Genomic DNA, 15,025 nt, shown 5'->3' on the forward strand with positions numbered 1-15,025 from the left:
ATCATCTCCTTGCCCTTTTCATCATACGCATCTGTTCTTTTCCATTGGCTTCCTCTTCTCTGATACTCCTACCCGTAAAATGCAGGAACACATCTTCAAGGGTTGGTTTATGAATGGATATCGAATCAATAGGAATACCATTCTCTGAAGCCATAGTGACTATCTGTGCAACATGCTTTTCCGCATTTTGCAAACCAATGACGAGAGAGGAATCATGCACCTCAATGCTTTCGATCTCCGGCAAGGACCTAACAACTGAATAAAGATCAGCATGTCCTGAAGAGACTATAGTGATTACATCTCCTCCAATATCATTTTTCAATTTTTCAGACGTGTCCATGGCCACTATCCCACCCTTATCTATAATGGCTATCCTATGGCAGAGTTTGTCAGCCTCTTCCATATAATGCGTGGTCAGAATAATGCTAATACCTTTTTCTTTGTTCAATTTCTCTATGTAGTCCCAAAGGTGATTCCTTGTCTGTGGGTCAAGGCCAAGGGTGGGTTCGTCCAGGAAAAGAACTTTTGGTTCATGCAACAGTCCCCTTGCAATTTCCAGACGCCGCCTCATACCGCCAGAATATGTTTTCACAATATTGTCTTTTTTCTCATCCAATTCCACCAGTTTAAGGAGTTCCATTATCTTTTTTTGCCTGATGTCCTTAGGAATACGATACAATCTTCCATGAAAATCCATATTCTCGTAAGCTGTAAGTTCCTCATCAAGACTCTGGTCCTGAAATACTATGCCAATTGATTTACGGACATCATCTTCGTTTTTCAGTATATCATATCCATTGACAGATGCTTTTCCAGAACTTGGTTTGAGCATGGTTGAAAGCATGGACATGGTAGTGGTTTTCCCGGCTCCGTTAGGACCGAGCAGACCGAATACCTCACCTTTCTTTATGTTAAAAGAAAGGTTGTTTACGGCGGTGAAATCACCGAATTTCTTAGTAAGATCTTCAACTATAATTGCAAACATTTTTATTCCCCGATTCCTTCGAATAAAAGATCGATCTTTGCTGATATATCCCTGGAAAAAGAGTCATCATTATCCGAATGTAACCATATCATAAGTGAGTGGAAATAGATAGCATTCAGACTTTCTGATGCGATTTTAAGGTCAATTTCGTTCCTGATTTCCCCATTTTGCATACCCTCTTTGAGAAAATCACAGAGTATATCGATAAACCTCTGATGACCGTGCTCTTTCTTACCAGAACGCTGACTGGAAGCCATCGTAAGCCGCTTATGTTCAAAGAACAATAGTCTTGTGAGTTCCTTGTCCTTTTCATAGTTCTCTGCAAGGAGAACGAAGAAATTCATGATCTTCTCCTTTGCAGGCACATCCAAAGACATCTGAGTTTCCACTATATTGAAGATCAGCTCCTCTTTTTGCTTTTTAAAGTAAAACAGAAGTGATTCTTTTGTTGGAAAATAATTAAAGAACGTGCCTTTAGCTATACCAGCTTCTTTTGTTATTTCGCCAACTGTGGTGTTCTCAAAACCTTTTTCTTTGAACAATTTACCCGATACATCAAAAATTCGATTTCTGGTTTCCTGTTTCTTTTTCTCTCGCAGGGACATACTACCTCGTTTGTTCATCAAGTATAAATGACCATGGTCATAAATGACCACGGTCATATATAAGCATTTTGAAGCTAAAGACCAGACAAAAGCAAAAAATAAAGGTAAAAAATAAAATACAAGACAAACACAATATCCTATGGTCAAAATACAAGACAAAAAAGATTATGTGTAAATAAAAGGAGGAGAAATAATGGAAGGACACCCACTAAACATAATTCAGGAAAAAGACAGCGATTTTTTTAATATAATAGAAGCAACACGTGAAAATGCACTTTCGCAAGGCAGCATTCCACTAAAATACAAGTACCTCATAGCCCTGGCACTTGATGCTGAACACGGAGCTGTGGATGGGGTAAAGATACTGGCAATGCAGGCAATGGACGAAGGAGCAACAAAAGAAGAAATAATGGAAGCTGTTCGCATAGCAAACTATATTGGCGGTATTGGAAGCGTATATGCGGCAGCTAATGCTCTGAGAGATATACTATAAAAGAGATTTTTAATCCACAGACTTATATGAACAAACCTTGTAAACTTCAAAGGTTCAATATCATTATCGAATAATTAAGCATAGTTGCAAATGATACCCAGAGGATGTATGGTACTAGAAGCATACCTGCGGGTTTTGAGATCCTATAGAAGAGCACAATATTCAATACGATAACTATCCAGAGAAGCACGATGTCAATTAGACCCATGAAGGGAGAACGAAGTCCGAAAAACAAAATGGACCAGAGTAAATTCAAAAATAGCTGGATGCTAAATACGTACATTGCGGTTCTTACTTTTCTTATCTGCCACCCTTTTTGCCATATAATATAAAAAGCAATACCCATTAAAAGATAAAGGAGAGGCCAGACCACTGAAAAAAGCCAGCCCGGAGGAACGAAGTATGGCTTCACAAGTGATGCATACCACGTAGATATGGAATTGTAAGTGAAGATTCCGCCAAGTATGCCTGTTATCTGACATAAGGCGATTGAAATCACTAATTTTTTAAAATCAATTTGTCTCCAATTCACTTTATGCACTCCCTTCATACATATAATATTGAATAATAATTATATGTTCCTATCATACATTTAAAATGTAGGTTGAAAAATAAGCAACCAAACACACGTATGAAAATTTAATAAAAAATCATACATGCCTACTATACCCGATAATCCAGTGTATGATTGTGCAGTATTAATATCACAAAGATTCACACTAGCCGCAAAACACACCAATTATACAAAGAAATATACTATATAAAATACAGAATCCACAATTATTAGATTGTCTTTATCGATCGGATTCAGAATAGACCCCTATGAATTCTGCCATGAAAGTAACAATAATAGAAGACATATAGACCCAAAGGAAAATGACAATTATCGAACCTATTGTTCCGTATACTGTAGCAACATTACTGTATGATAGGTAAATACCCATCATATATTTGCCCATTGTAAGCAAGATAACTGTTAGTAGTGAACCTGTAAAAACATATTTTAAGTCAATATTTGCCTCAGGAAGCATTCTGAAAAGGTACATGAAAAGAACGATCAGTGTAGCAAAATTGATCAAAAAGCTTGCATATTTGACAGCGCCTGTAGAAATTGAAAGAGTTGCTTCCAGATTATCAGAAATGACAAAGAATATCAGTTCAAATACTGTACTCATGGCCACAAGCATCCCAAAGGCAAGAGCTGCAACAAGAGCTGAGAACCTTTTACGGAGAAAACGATGAAGCCAGTTTCTGTTAGAAAACTCCATACCCCACATTTTATTGATCATCTTTTGAAGCTGAAGGAAAATATTGCCTGCACTCCATAGATATATCAAGAAACTGACAATAGCACTAACACTAAGAGAGTTGCTCACAGAAAGCTGTGTGAAAAGCGTATTCAAAGCTTTTATAGAAACGTCATCTGCAAACAATGATACATCCGTAATGATGGCCGCCTCGATTATCTGCTCTTTCAGGAAAATACTACCTAAGAACAGAGTGAAAAGAAGAAGAGCAGGCAGGCCTATTACTGTATGGAAAGAAAGAGCGGCACTATTTATGATACCATCATCTTCCTTCCACTTATCCAGAGTTCTACTAAACAGGCCGACATATTTTGATACCATCGACTAAAATAATTATCCAATAGGATATAGTTGTTATCAGATAACAACGATATATGGATATTAATCTTAAATACCAGGGACAATAATGAAGGAAGTAATGAAACAGTCAGGCAAGATGCCACAGGCACTCCTGGTGCTTAGTGTAATGGCAGCCGTACTTATTTACGCCCTTTACCCCTACATCAATGCATTTTTCGGGGCATTCATACTGTATGTGGTCTTCAAACCACTATATACATACCTTACAAACAAAAAGAGCTTAAACAAAAGCATAGCAGCTTTTACGATCATCTTCCTAACAGTCATTTTAATATTGATCCCATTATACATACTCATAACAATAGTGGCCCTCCAGATGCAAAATATCCTGTTTGACACGGATACCATTCTTAAATATATAGACTCATTAAGCCTCTATGTCAATCAACTGCCTCTTGAAAAATTACCCGTAGAGATTAGCATACGAGATAAAATAACAGAAGTTATTGCATCAGCTGCCAATTTCTTTAGCATTCTGCTCTTAAATGCAATTCAAAGCCTGGGACAAAGGCTTATTGAATTTGTGATAATGTACTTCCTCCTGTACTACCTGCTTACAGGAGTTGGGTCAACATACTCAATTAAACTTCAAAATGCAATACCATTCAACAGGAAGAATACGGAAATCCTCAAAAATGAATTCAAGTCCATTGTTAATGCAACACTTATCAGTTCGGGCATAATTGCCTTTGTACAGGGAACAATACTCACAGTGACATTTCTTTTGCTTGGAGTTGAGGGTGCATTCCTCTGGGGCTTTGTCGCAGTTCTTCTCTCTTTCCTTCCAGTAGTCGGTGCAACACTCATATGGGCACCTGCAGTAATAGTTCAATTAATTCAACAGGATTATTTTACTGCTTTGGGCATTTTGATAGGAGGTGTACTCCTTAGTTCTGTTGATAATTTCCTCCGGCCATTGATACAGAAGAAAGTCGGGAGTATTCACCCCCTTGAATCAATTATAGGAGTGATAATCGGATTGAACCTATTCGGACTACTGGGAATTGTGATTGGTCCTCTGTTAATATCATACGTAGTCCTCATGGCAAAGATGTTCAACGAGGAGTATTTACAAGATTGAGGATGTTCTTCAATTTAAAATAGAGATTATAACTCAAACCCCGGAAGATCCATTTCCAAAGGATTTGAACCTCCTCTACCTTTTTGGCCAGGCTGATTTTGTTTAGGTCTTCCTTTTTTCTTCGATTTGTTTTTAGTTGAAGACCTGGAACTTGATTTTTGTTGTCGTGTCTTAGCTGGTATTTCAGGGCCCATATCTAAAGTATCTACAGCATTGCTCAGGCCTGAGATAACCGAATTGACAGTCTCTTTCTGCTTTGCTCTTTTCAAGTTCTTACGAGCCTTGAACTCTGCTTCATCTTCTGAGAGGCCTAGATTCACAAGCTGCTTTTTTTCTACAGCTATGGCTTTGTTCTCTTTTACAGTCTTTAGCTTCTTGTTGATTGCTTTTTCCTTCTTCTGTTCATTAAAAAAGTGTTTTATGAAACGCATTTTATCTACCTCCAAACATCTTGGATATCAGTAAACTCTTTGAGATCTTCCTGGCAAGCATCTTGCCATTCTCATCAAAAACATTCAATCGCTCTTTATTGATCTTTTCAATATCTGACACGTTACGAACTCTTTTCGCCTCCCCTTTATCGTCTATTACAAACATCAGTATCCTCCACGGCCCTCAAACCATCCATACAGAACACCCAGTAATCCCAGGATCATGAGCAGATATAGTACGACCTGCACCTCCGCAGGCACTGCCTTCGTCAATACAGCCGATACTATCAACAGTACAAGGGACGGAGCAAATACTTCCTGGTATTTCACCAGCGTTATTCCTACAGTCACAAACAGTACTATGAGCCACCACCAATCACCATAGACCTGATTGATCCAGACATCAGTAAAAGGAGTGAAGAAAGCATCATAGCTTGATAGATTGGTGAATTTCATAATGCTGGGATAATTGCTGACATTAAATCCCGTTGTGTTGAAGCTTGGTATCGTAGTGTTCGACATCATCCACCTCTGTTAAACAGTTTATATGCAACTCCCAAGATCACCAGGGCATCCACCGCATAGCCTATCAGGTCTGCAATGGCATCCGGGATGTAGAAGAGTTTCAGGATCGTAGGTACTCCAGTAAAGATGAAACCGATAAATGTGACAGCCATAGACAGACCTCTGTAAACGACCTTGCCAAGTGTTCCAAAGTAATCAATGATATTGTTTTCATCGTTGCTGGTTTGATTCAGGTCCTCTCGCATATCATTGATCGTTTGTTGTGGAACAACATCAACATCCTCCTGAACAGGAAATATGCCGGTCAGGTTCACTATGCCAATACTTAATTGAATCAGGATCAGGGCAGTAACAGCTGACTTGAAGGAGACCATTATCAGGTCCTCCTGGAGCGATGCATCATAGCAGATACTGCAATGATCACAGCTATTGCTATTACAATACCAGTGACCTGCAGCCAGCCCCAATACCAGAACAAGCCTGCAAATGCAGCCCCTATAACACAGCCCACATCAGCACGGAACTGGCCAAAAATCAAGATGGAGACTACAACAATCCCTGCACTGATAAGGTTGTAAAGCCAGTCTGGTGCGTCCTCAGGCAATAATATCAGTCTTTCCGGTTGTACACCATCACCGCTCCAGGTCACAAGTCTGGTGACTGCTATGTCCTCTCCAGAAACGCTCAGAGCAGCAAAACCAACATAATAGGTACTATTGATATCCCCTGTAAAAGTGAAGCTCCCTGAGTCCGTAGCACTGGAAGCCGTGTATAAGTTTGTTCCGTTTGTGGCGTTCACCCAGAACATGCAATTATCAATCTCCAGGGTTGACTCGTAGGAAAGGGAAATCACTCCGGAATCATCATGATTAAATGAATAGCTCAACCATTGCTCCGTTAGATCTACAGGAGAATCACTGAGCACAATATCTATCACACCGTCTGCATCCGGAGTCAACCATCCGTAATTTATGGTCCTGTCAGGAGTTTCGATGTAGAGAATGTACTGATCAGTTGCAATAAGGTAAGTGGAAGTAATCCCTTCAAAGTCAAAGTATGAAGAGAATACAGTATCAGTGCCATTTGTGAGAGGCTTATCCAATCTTATAATGCAATCTCCCTCATTGTAGGCACCAGTATTGTCAGTGAGTACAAACTGGTCGAATATGACGGTTTCATTCTCAGATGGGAGATATACATTAAGCTCTGCAAGGCTGGTTATATCCACATAGATTATTGAGTTCCTGGAATAGTAACCATCTGCAGAAACACGAACTATATATTTATCAGTCGATAGACTGTCGTAACTTAGACTGGATATGTTCGTTGCTTCTGAGATTGTGGCTTCTTTACTGATATCTTCGTTATAGATCACTACATAAGAAGGGAGAATCGAGTTAGATGTGGTTTCATCATAGACATAGATGTTCAGTGCATTCAGGACCACGTTGAATGAGTCGCTGTATGTATAGCTGTTTCCGGCTTCATCATATGATACCTGATACCAACTAATAACCTCACCTGTATAGCCAGTGGTGTCTATGGTGGTGTTGAACCATTCTGTAGTGGATGAGAATGTGGTGCTTTCTTCCAGGGAGTAGCCGGAGCCATAATCTACATAGAACGATGCATTTTTTAAGTTAGTATCTGACCATTCTATATTAGTGTGTACTACTGTGCCGTCGGCTATGTTGTTGTAATCCGGGTCAATATCAATGCTGCTTATTGCAGGGTCTATTGAGTCATATGTAAAATACCATGTGTCTGAAAGATTGTATGTTGTGTTAGCTCCTACGGTGGATGATGCATTAACATACCAGGAATGCACACCTTGTAAGAGAGAGGGGGATAATGTATTATTACCCTCATCAATTGCACCTGACCATATCGGTGATGAATCAATATACACTATAGTACTTAGATTACCACTGCCTGAAACACTATACTGCAAAGATCCATTAGAAGTTATTGAGGCATTAAGAGGAGTTATGAGGGAGACAGACACCACTGGATATGGGGCTTCATCTGTGATTTTGATACTTTCTGTAGTGGTGTTAATATCGATGTCAACGATTGGTACAGATATCTGATAATCATTGAGCTGGGTCGCTTCATTATTTTGAATTTCAATAATATAATACGTTCCTGCGTCAGTAACGGAAATTGTCGGTTCATTTGAAGTGTACTGCCGAATAGTTACATTGTCAAGATATTCATATACTGATGTACTTGTTACCCAGTTCTGTTTCCATTTCACATAATTTGCAGATCTTGTGTTTGTACCTTCTGTAGAGGTTCCTAACAAGTTGCCGTCCATGTCGTAAACATACCAAACCTGATTAGATTTACTTGAAGTTACAAGTTTTATACGGTACCAAGTGCTCATCACACCATCATAGAACATGTTACCATTATAGTAAAACTGGCCACTGCTAGATGATTGATGCAGATAACCTGCTGTGTTATCATCTATTGCAGTACTCCCGACAGCAACAGAACAACCATATGAATTTGGTGCAACGCCGTAAAAATCAAATTCTAAAATAAAGCCATCTTCTTGCTCATTTGTTATACGAGCCATATCAGAAGATGAAGAATATACCCCCCCTACTTTTCCTTTTCCTGTAAAAGAGCCAGTTCCTTCTTCTATTTGCCCTGTCCATTCTGAGAAATCACCTGAACAGTTCTCAAAAAAAGTATAAACTGCTTCGCCGTTTGGAGTATAGCCGGGTATTTTTTCTACATATAGTGTGAGATTGCTGCTGCCAGATATATCCACAACTGTTGTTAGATTAGTGTTATCAATATAATAGGGATATTCCTCGGCTGCCACCATATTAATACTGAGCAGCAACACGACAAGAACAGGAAATAGTCTAAGCTTCAAACAATCACCTGTAATATCCACCGCTTTCAGTAGTAGTTGACTCGGCAAACGCACTGATCATGAGTGCAATGCCTACCAGGATAAGAGAATAATAACGAGCTCCTCTCACAAACACCAGAGTAGGATGATTATATATTCCCAGGGTGGTGGCATAATCATCCATGACATCAAAAATTGGCTCTGAGAAGATTACCGTAGCTGCAATGGTAAACATCCCTGCAAAAAACCTGAACCATGCACCCACAGCTCCCATGCTTAAAGTCTCCTGAACGCCTTATCAAGTCCTTTTGGAACCTCCAGGGGATTGCCATACCGATTAAAGAGATTCTTCTCCTTACCGCTCCCACGCTTTGTAGTTCTCTTTTCTGCAGCCTTTCTCCTGGGAGTATAATTTGGAATCTCTGGTAGGATAACAGGTGGTACTTCCATGGATGCAAGAGATCGGGATATTTGTGAAACTGGATCCGGAATGGTTTCCTTCTGTTTTCCCCGAGGCCTTGGAGAAGGGTTCACATCAGGCATCAGAGATGGTTCAGGAATACTATCACGATAAGGTTTAGTGGATTTCTCATTGTTGGTGTTTGGCCTGGGAAATGAATCTGGAATAGGTTTTATTTGTGGAACTGTTGACCCCACAGAAAACACTAAGCCTAAGGGATTAGCGCTTCTTTTTGAATTTGAGAACTGCTTTATTTGAGTACTTATGATAGAGTCCTGTATAGATGATGGATCAATATTCCGTTTTGCTGCTTCATTGATGTCAGAGAACTTTTGTGTCCTATCGATCATTGAAACATCGGAGTCTTTGTATGTTGCAAGTGGTTGCTCTACCTTGACAGACTTCAGGGTCATAGGAGGCATTTCACCAATGAATGGATCCTTTACATTGTACCTGGGCTTAACTGCCAAAGCCCCCTGCTCATCAGAGATAAAGTTCTTGAGTGACCTATCCTTTACAAGACCAGATTCAAGCATTTTAGGTTCTTGAAAATCTGGTTTTTTATAGTAGTCGTAGATGTTAAAATCATTAACAACCTTACCATCTACATTAATTTCTCTAGTGAATTCAGGAAGCTGTAGCACATTCGAATCACCAATGGTAAGCTCACCTTTTTGCAGATCTACTCGCTTTTCAACTCTGAAAGGATTGGTGAACTTTGTTGTGCTAATTTCAGGCATGTCACCGATCAACCCGGATGTGTCCGGTGCATTGATCTTTGTAGCCCCTGACTTTTCATAGATAGCTGATTCTATTTTGCCAGTTGGCTCAAATTCAACAAATGAACCTTCTGATGTCTTGATGTTTCTAAGCTTACCAGTATATTGTTTTGATATTGCCGCTGCCTGTTTATCTGAGAGCTCGACATATATGTCAGTGTAGCCTCCGCTTTTTTTGCCGATCAAGACATCTGTGGCTGGCTGCTGTGGTTTGATGGTTGTGATTTCCCGGTTTACGGCTTTAATTTCAAAAGAATCGACACCAAAAGCAGACCCTTTGTAGGTCGCTTCTGTCGTTGGTTTTACTACTGGTTCCTGTATTTTCACAGCTTCCGGAACTTTCATTTTCAATAAGAAACCCTGTTCCGTACTTGATGAAGTGATAGCAGGAAGTTTTGATTTCATAGCTCCTGCTCCGGCACCTATTGTAAATGGAATGATTTCTGTGGAAACCGCCGTTCCAAACCTTTCAGCTTTTTCCTGGGTTGTAGGATCCCTTTCAAATCCCTCACCTGTCAGGACCGGTGCAGTTATCCTGGAATTAAGATCTAATCCATACAGGCCAGTCAGTCCCACTCCTGCCCCATACCTTGCAATGGTATTCCCGACTACAGGGATCTTGGTTACTGCAGCTCCTGCCCTGGCAACTCCCGGAGCTTTACTCAGTACTCCCATGGCAGGACCTGTAAGGGCACCCATACCAACCATAAGAGCGATATCAACCGGATGTTCCTGGACCCCGGAGTATACGCCTTTTCCAAAAGAGGAAAATGTATCAACTGCAGCTCCTACATTCTCATTCTGGTGTGCAGTGTCATACACTGCAGTGTGAGCTTTGAGCATTGTAGGATGAGAAAGTTCGTACTCGTTTCTTTTTGATATCAAAGCATCGTATGTGGGGATCTTCTCTGACACTTTGTCTTGAAGCCTGGAGTATTCTACACCTAGAGGAGTGGTTTCTGTTGGCAGGTTCAGTCCGTTATCAACATTAGGTGTAGAGGTAATGCTCATCCTTGAAGCAGGATCACTGCCATGCAGCTGGTGTGGACTGGTACTTTGTGCTTCAGCATATGCTGCTTGATATTCAGGCCTTACTGGTGATGGGACGGACTGCCTAGTCTCAGATACTATGGATACCTGAGATGTTGTGGAGCTTGCAGGTTGCAGTACCCTGCTTTGATAAGGATCCATCTGCGACTGGTACTGATTGATTATCTGCTGTTCTCTTGCCTTTTTTGCCTGAGCTGCTTGCTGTGTTTTGGCTGACTTTTGTGCTTCAACCTTTGCCCTGTACTCAGCTGGTGTTTCGGTCTTGCTGGAACTGGAAGAGGTTGATTCTCTGTGTTCCCTGAGCTTCTTAGAACCAGAGCCTTCTGTTCTGCGTTGACTGGAGAGCTTATACGTTCCCATTTTATCTCCTTAACTAAGTGTGATCGGAGCTGTCGTTGTAGCTACACTTGCAGCCTGTTGTGCAATTGTTGCAGCCCCTCCGCCATCCAGCATCTTGATAGCAACTACAGCACCAATGAGCATCATCACAAAAGGAAGAGCAAGCTTGGCAAAGTCATATGCCTGGTTTTGCAGTTTTCTCCGGAGCTTGTCCTTCTCGATCTGTATCTCTGCTTCTAAGAGCCGGGGATTACTTTCCTTCAGATAATTGATGACTGAAGACGGACGGAGAACACATTGGTTAAGGATCGCTCCGTTCTCATACGTCTCCCTGATAGCAAAGTAATCAGCTGCAGTCATATTCCATCCTGCTCCGTTGCCTATGAGGATATCAACTGTTCCATCATCGTTCTTGACAGCGATAGTCATTGTTTAGCCTCCTGTGATTGAAACTTTTTGAACTCTGCAGGTGTCATTTCCTGAGCTGAAAGAATTGCCATCATTTGGTCATACCTCTCAATCCCGTATTTTTTCAAAGCCTGTATTGCTGGCAGTACCTGTGGTCTGACTGCCTGGGAATACGGAGCATATACGATAATTCCAGGCTTGTTGCCATACCTGACAACATCTTCACGGCCAAACTCGAAAATACCGTGGTTCTTGGTCTTATAGGCCAGACTGTCAAGGGTTGCTTTGACTGGAGTAAGTTCACCATCAGCATCGCATACCCATACCAGCCTTTTTGCCAGAGCTATGCGAATTGCATGTGGATTCCAGCGAACAATGAGTATGAGCAATAGAGAGGATACCAATGCCCAGGTCATGACCAGATTAAATAACTGTGCGTTATTCATTGGCGTTTCCTCCCTTCTTCAAAAAGCTTCCAAGAATACCCATGTTGCCTTTTTGCGTATCACGGTACTCGATGCTTTTGTGAACTCCTGCGATCTGCTTGACGGCAAACCCGTTTAATGAAAGTGATAGAGCTGCAGTGGAATATGCACGCAGCTGGATGAAATCAAGTCTTGTATATGTATCGCTGATCTCATACCTGCGTTTTCCATTGATCTCTTCTATCCGGGCTAATTCCTGATCGTCCTGGATATCAATGATCTGATCTTTGGTCAGATTGCTAAGCTGCATGACCTTGTTAATAAATGGAAAATACTTCTCCTGAAGTGCATAGGATACATCCCCAGGAGTTCCGATCAGCTCTGCAATAGAACCCATATATGCAGATCTTGGAATTTCTTCTGTTTCACTCATATTTTATGCCCTCGTTTTCTTTTATTCCCTTGATCTCCTGCAGGAAGCTCAGGCCAGTGATGACACTATAGATGAGTGACACTGCCATGAACGCTCCACAGACCATGGCAAAACTGGTGGAATAGATCGCTGTAGTATGCTCTATGATCTGATCACCCACAACCTGGACACTGACCTTTTCAACATAGTATGATGCAAGGCCTGTCAGGATCCACATTACCGTGGAAAGTATCGAGAACAGCAACTTGTTATCCTTTTCAGGAAACACAAATGCAGCTATGAAAGAACCTGCAGAAAGGAGAAAAAGAAGATAATAGAAGTCGATATACATCGATATCGACCTCTTATCTGCTGATCATGACGACAACTCCAAGGATCGCCACCGCACCAAGGATGTACGGATACATTCCCATGAGATTGATCGCACCCCATCCGGATGATTTTGCATTGTCATATGCAGCCTGAGCCTGCGTATCGTTTGCCAGGGCTCCGGAATTCATCTGTTCATCTGCCTGGGTCTGGAACTGTCCTACCAGGATAATTGCAACATACAGCAATATGATCGTTGAGATAATGACCCCTATCACGTTGCTTGATCCAGCTTCATCCTGTACAAACTTGCCATTTAAGGCAGCTGCCAGCATATCAACTAGTACCAGGAACATTCCCACAAGCATCATCATGACAGTGATCGGATAATTTGCTACTTTTTTGATATTTTCATTCATAAGTATCACAACCTGACACTGAAAGATATATGTGCATTATATAAATAGGACAAGAAAGTAATCCCTTGTAGTCACTAATAACTACATTTAATATTTTAATAACACAAAAGGGATAGTGAATATGCTAAATGGGATAATATTAATGTCAAAACTGGAAAACATATCTGTCAGGAAAGTATCGAAAAAAGGCCATTCAATAGCCGTCACAATCCCTTCAAATTGGGCACAGGTTGGGGAGAGCGTTTGTGTTGCTATCAAGAACGAGAATACGTTGGTCATTTCCAAGAACTTGAAAGGTGAATAAATGAGTCGCATATATGCAGATAGTTCAAACCTGCAGGTAGTCAATTTCACAGACCTTATTCTGCAGATCAATTATTTCATTGTCCAGAATGCCGCATTTCAGAATAATGGAGCAATTTTAGGATTGGTGGAGCAGCTGGACAACATAATGGATCCGTACAAGGACAAACAGTATAAGTCCGAATTGAAAGAGATGATGAAAACAGATAGTGTTGATGCAAAAACCCCGAATGAACTAAAGCAAATTCAGCTCAGCATTGAGCAGGACCTGGTCAGACGCAAACACAGGGCTTTGATGAGATTAGCGCACAGGAAGAGGTTCCTGCCAAGTGCAGCCTGTGGAAAAGATGATATCTTCGCTGAAGAGCAAACTGGTGTGATAGAGGTTAACCATGAGCTCCAGTATTGATGCCGTTGCCGGCATGATCCGCCACCGGATCAATGAGCAAGATAAGAATTTCATGTGTGTCATGGTGGGTGAAACCGGATCCGGAAAAAGTGCGGATGCTGTAGAGCTGGCCAGGAGAATAGACCCTTCATTTGAGGATAATCCCCGTATCGTTTTCACGCCAAAAGATTTCCTGGAATATATTCCTAAAATGAAGAAGGGTCAGGCTCTTATTTTTGACGAGGCAGGTGTAGGAATCCCAGCCAGGGAATGGCAGAGGATCCAGAACAAACTGATAGGTTACGTGACACAGCTTTTCAGGCATCTGAACCTATGTGTCATATTCACTGTCCCTTCAATGTCGTTCATTGACAAGCAGGTAAAAACATTACTCCATGCTGTCATTGAAACAAAGACCATAGATTTCAAGAATAACCTGGGTGTGGCTAAATACTGGAGGATCAATCACAACCCGGTATTTGATTTTACAAAGCTTGAGCCACTTATCCTGTTCAGTGGGGGTAATCATACTACCATTGACCCTCTCTATATCCCTCATCCTCCACTTGAGGTATGGAACAAATACGTAGCGATGAAGGAGGCATATGCAAACCGATTCTACCAGAATGCTTTCAAAGAGGTCAGCGGAGAGAAGGATCTTGTTGACGGTAACAGGATAAGACTGCTCACAAACAAAAGTAATGCGTTTGACAAAGCTTTGCCAATACTTAAGGAGAATAGGACATGGAAAGAAGTTGCTGAATTGCTAGGGTATTCTGAGCGGACCTTACAGAACTGGACGAAGACAAACACCGCAACAGCAGCAGTTGTTTAATCATACATAATAGTATAACTGAAAAGCGATAGCCTCAAGCAAATGATAGATTGGTTAAAACTGTGAGTGTTGCGTGCTTCTGCCAGGATGAGGGTGGGCTAGTCAGTCCAGAGGAGATCTCCAGAGAAGGGTAGTGAGGTGAATCTAGCTTCCAATTATACGGTAGAATGAGATAAGCTTGATATTTTAGGCAAATTTGAAAGTATAATTCCAAGTTTTGAAGA

21 protein-coding genes are annotated in these 15,025 nt (G+C 41.1%); 5 read left to right on the forward strand and 16 right to left on the reverse strand.

The annotated features are described in order from the left end of the window. Position 1: 1 nt before the first annotated feature. Both WN948_RS03025 and WN948_RS03030 read right to left on the reverse strand, forming a co-directional pair. The gene (locus tag WN948_RS03025; protein ID WP_342305520.1) at positions 2–985 is read right to left on the reverse strand and encodes an ATP-binding cassette domain-containing protein; all 984 of its coding nucleotides are present in this window, start codon (positions 983–985) and stop codon (positions 2–4) included. A 2-nt stretch (positions 986–987) separates the two neighbouring features. After that, the gene (locus tag WN948_RS03030; RefSeq protein WP_342305521.1) at positions 988–1,590 is read right to left on the reverse strand and encodes a TetR/AcrR family transcriptional regulator; all 603 of its coding nucleotides are present in this window, start codon (positions 1,588–1,590) and stop codon (positions 988–990) included. A gap of 193 nt (positions 1,591–1,783) precedes the next feature. Between WN948_RS03030 and WN948_RS03035 the strand changes: the two genes are divergently transcribed. Continuing rightward, complete coding sequence (locus WN948_RS03035; protein ID WP_342305522.1) at positions 1,784–2,083, forward strand: carboxymuconolactone decarboxylase family protein; 300 nt, start codon at positions 1,784–1,786, stop codon at positions 2,081–2,083. Between the two features lie 46 nt (positions 2,084–2,129). Here WN948_RS03035 and WN948_RS03040 read toward each other — a convergent pair whose 3' ends face one another. Further along, positions 2,130–2,615 (reverse strand): TspO/MBR family protein, encoded by a 486-nt coding sequence (locus tag WN948_RS03040; RefSeq protein WP_342305524.1) that lies wholly within the window; start codon positions 2,613–2,615, stop codon positions 2,130–2,132. A 262-nt stretch (positions 2,616–2,877) separates the two neighbouring features. Next, entirely contained in the window at positions 2,878–3,711 is an 834-nt protein-coding gene (locus WN948_RS03045) for a YihY/virulence factor BrkB family protein (RefSeq protein ID WP_342305525.1), read from the reverse strand. Positions 3,712–3,796: 85 nt separating this feature from the next. On the opposite strand from WN948_RS03045, the gene WN948_RS03050 reads away from it, so the two are divergent. Continuing rightward, a complete protein-coding gene (locus tag WN948_RS03050) occupies positions 3,797–4,831 on the forward strand; it encodes an AI-2E family transporter (RefSeq protein WP_342305527.1) in 1,035 nt (344 codons plus the stop codon). A gap of 26 nt (positions 4,832–4,857) precedes the next feature. Here the strand turns inward: WN948_RS03050 and WN948_RS03055 are convergent, their stop codons facing one another. From WN948_RS03055 to WN948_RS03110, 12 genes are read right to left on the reverse strand one after another with little or no spacing between them, the layout of a single operon-like run. Beyond that, the gene (locus tag WN948_RS03055) at positions 4,858–5,262 is read right to left on the reverse strand and encodes a hypothetical protein (RefSeq protein ID WP_342305528.1); all 405 of its coding nucleotides are present in this window, start codon (positions 5,260–5,262) and stop codon (positions 4,858–4,860) included. 1 nt (position 5,263) lies between these two features. Further along, positions 5,264–5,428: a hypothetical protein gene (locus tag WN948_RS03060; RefSeq protein WP_342305529.1), complete on the reverse strand. Its 165-nt coding sequence runs from the start codon at positions 5,426–5,428 to the stop codon at positions 5,264–5,266. Further along, positions 5,428–5,784 (reverse strand): hypothetical protein, encoded by a 357-nt coding sequence (locus WN948_RS03065; protein WP_342305530.1) that lies wholly within the window; start codon positions 5,782–5,784, stop codon positions 5,428–5,430. The genes WN948_RS03060 and WN948_RS03065 overlap by 1 nt, the downstream gene beginning before the upstream one ends. Then, on the reverse strand, positions 5,784–6,161 hold the full coding sequence (locus tag WN948_RS03070) for a hypothetical protein (protein WP_342305531.1): 378 nt from the start codon (positions 6,159–6,161) through the stop codon (positions 5,784–5,786). The genes WN948_RS03065 and WN948_RS03070 overlap by 1 nt, the downstream gene beginning before the upstream one ends. Positions 6,162–6,163: 2 nt before the next feature. After that, entirely contained in the window at positions 6,164–8,674 is a 2,511-nt protein-coding gene (locus WN948_RS03075) for a hypothetical protein (protein ID WP_342305532.1), read from the reverse strand. 4 nt (positions 8,675–8,678) lie between these two features. Beyond that, positions 8,679–8,927 (reverse strand): hypothetical protein, encoded by a 249-nt coding sequence (locus WN948_RS03080; RefSeq protein WP_342305533.1) that lies wholly within the window; start codon positions 8,925–8,927, stop codon positions 8,679–8,681. Positions 8,928–8,929: 2 nt separating this feature from the next. Then, positions 8,930–11,302, reverse strand: coding sequence for a hypothetical protein (locus WN948_RS03085; RefSeq protein WP_342305534.1), 2,373 nt, complete (start codon positions 11,300–11,302; stop codon positions 8,930–8,932). A 9-nt stretch (positions 11,303–11,311) separates the two neighbouring features. After that, positions 11,312–11,710 carry a hypothetical protein gene (locus tag WN948_RS03090; RefSeq protein ID WP_342305535.1) on the reverse strand — a complete coding sequence of 133 codons (399 nt, stop codon included), beginning with the start codon at positions 11,708–11,710 and terminating at the stop codon, positions 11,312–11,314. After that, complete coding sequence (locus tag WN948_RS03095; protein WP_342305536.1) at positions 11,707–12,135, reverse strand: hypothetical protein; 429 nt, start codon at positions 12,133–12,135, stop codon at positions 11,707–11,709. Before WN948_RS03095 ends, WN948_RS03090 begins: the two co-directional genes overlap by 4 nt. Then, positions 12,128–12,547 (reverse strand): hypothetical protein, encoded by a 420-nt coding sequence (locus WN948_RS03100; protein ID WP_342305537.1) that lies wholly within the window; start codon positions 12,545–12,547, stop codon positions 12,128–12,130. The genes WN948_RS03095 and WN948_RS03100 overlap by 8 nt, the downstream gene beginning before the upstream one ends. Beyond that, a complete protein-coding gene (locus WN948_RS03105) occupies positions 12,540–12,878 on the reverse strand; it encodes a hypothetical protein (protein WP_342305538.1) in 339 nt (112 codons plus the stop codon). Before WN948_RS03105 ends, WN948_RS03100 begins: the two co-directional genes overlap by 8 nt. A gap of 13 nt (positions 12,879–12,891) precedes the next feature. Then, positions 12,892–13,275 (reverse strand): hypothetical protein, encoded by a 384-nt coding sequence (locus WN948_RS03110; protein ID WP_342305539.1) that lies wholly within the window; start codon positions 13,273–13,275, stop codon positions 12,892–12,894. Positions 13,276–13,417: 142 nt separating this feature from the next. Between WN948_RS03110 and WN948_RS03115 the strand changes: the two genes are divergently transcribed. Genes WN948_RS03115 through WN948_RS03125 form a run of 3 tightly spaced genes read left to right on the forward strand, consistent with a single transcriptional unit; the run spans position 13,418 to position 14,801 of the window. After that, positions 13,418–13,579: a hypothetical protein gene (locus WN948_RS03115; protein ID WP_342305540.1), complete on the forward strand. Its 162-nt coding sequence runs from the start codon at positions 13,418–13,420 to the stop codon at positions 13,577–13,579. Beyond that, positions 13,580–13,987: a hypothetical protein gene (locus WN948_RS03120; protein WP_342305541.1), complete on the forward strand. Its 408-nt coding sequence runs from the start codon at positions 13,580–13,582 to the stop codon at positions 13,985–13,987. Continuing rightward, entirely contained in the window at positions 13,971–14,801 is an 831-nt protein-coding gene (locus WN948_RS03125) for a zonular occludens toxin domain-containing protein (protein ID WP_342305542.1), read from the forward strand. Before WN948_RS03120 ends, WN948_RS03125 begins: the two co-directional genes overlap by 17 nt. The last annotated feature ends 224 nt before the right edge of the window (positions 14,802–15,025 follow it).

This window comes from Methanolobus sp. ZRKC5 (genome assembly GCF_038446525.1).
GTDB lineage: Archaea > Halobacteriota > Methanosarcinia > Methanosarcinales > Methanosarcinaceae > Methanolobus.

Coding starts and splice junctions, on each gene's coding strand:
- WN948_RS03050 (WP_342305527.1), top strand. CDS start 3,797: ATGAAGGAAGTAATGAAACAGTCAGGCAAGATGCCACAGGCACTCCTG.
- WN948_RS03125 (WP_342305542.1), top strand. CDS start 13,971: ATGAGCTCCAGTATTGATGCCGTTGCCGGCATGATCCGCCACCGGATC.
- WN948_RS03100 (WP_342305537.1), bottom strand. CDS start 12,547: ATGAGTGAAACAGAAGAAATTCCAAGATCTGCATATATGGGTTCTATT.
- WN948_RS03120 (WP_342305541.1), top strand. CDS start 13,580: ATGAGTCGCATATATGCAGATAGTTCAAACCTGCAGGTAGTCAATTTC.
- WN948_RS03070 (WP_342305531.1), bottom strand. CDS start 6,161: ATGGTCTCCTTCAAGTCAGCTGTTACTGCCCTGATCCTGATTCAATTA.
- WN948_RS03060 (WP_342305529.1), bottom strand. CDS start 5,428: ATGTTTGTAATAGACGATAAAGGGGAGGCGAAAAGAGTTCGTAACGTG.
- WN948_RS03025 (WP_342305520.1), bottom strand. CDS start 985: ATGTTTGCAATTATAGTTGAAGATCTTACTAAGAAATTCGGTGATTTC.
- WN948_RS03035 (WP_342305522.1), top strand. CDS start 1,784: ATGGAAGGACACCCACTAAACATAATTCAGGAAAAAGACAGCGATTTT.
- WN948_RS03045 (WP_342305525.1), bottom strand. CDS start 3,711: ATGGTATCAAAATATGTCGGCCTGTTTAGTAGAACTCTGGATAAGTGG.
- WN948_RS03090 (WP_342305535.1), bottom strand. CDS start 11,710: ATGACTATCGCTGTCAAGAACGATGATGGAACAGTTGATATCCTCATA.
- WN948_RS03095 (WP_342305536.1), bottom strand. CDS start 12,135: ATGAATAACGCACAGTTATTTAATCTGGTCATGACCTGGGCATTGGTA.
- WN948_RS03085 (WP_342305534.1), bottom strand. CDS start 11,302: ATGGGAACGTATAAGCTCTCCAGTCAACGCAGAACAGAAGGCTCTGGT.
- WN948_RS03115 (WP_342305540.1), top strand. CDS start 13,418: ATGTCAAAACTGGAAAACATATCTGTCAGGAAAGTATCGAAAAAAGGC.
- WN948_RS03110 (WP_342305539.1), bottom strand. CDS start 13,275: ATGAATGAAAATATCAAAAAAGTAGCAAATTATCCGATCACTGTCATG.
- WN948_RS03030 (WP_342305521.1), bottom strand. CDS start 1,590: ATGTCCCTGCGAGAGAAAAAGAAACAGGAAACCAGAAATCGAATTTTT.
- WN948_RS03080 (WP_342305533.1), bottom strand. CDS start 8,927: ATGGGAGCTGTGGGTGCATGGTTCAGGTTTTTTGCAGGGATGTTTACC.
- WN948_RS03105 (WP_342305538.1), bottom strand. CDS start 12,878: ATGTATATCGACTTCTATTATCTTCTTTTTCTCCTTTCTGCAGGTTCT.
- WN948_RS03055 (WP_342305528.1), bottom strand. CDS start 5,262: ATGCGTTTCATAAAACACTTTTTTAATGAACAGAAGAAGGAAAAAGCA.
- WN948_RS03065 (WP_342305530.1), bottom strand. CDS start 5,784: ATGTCGAACACTACGATACCAAGCTTCAACACAACGGGATTTAATGTC.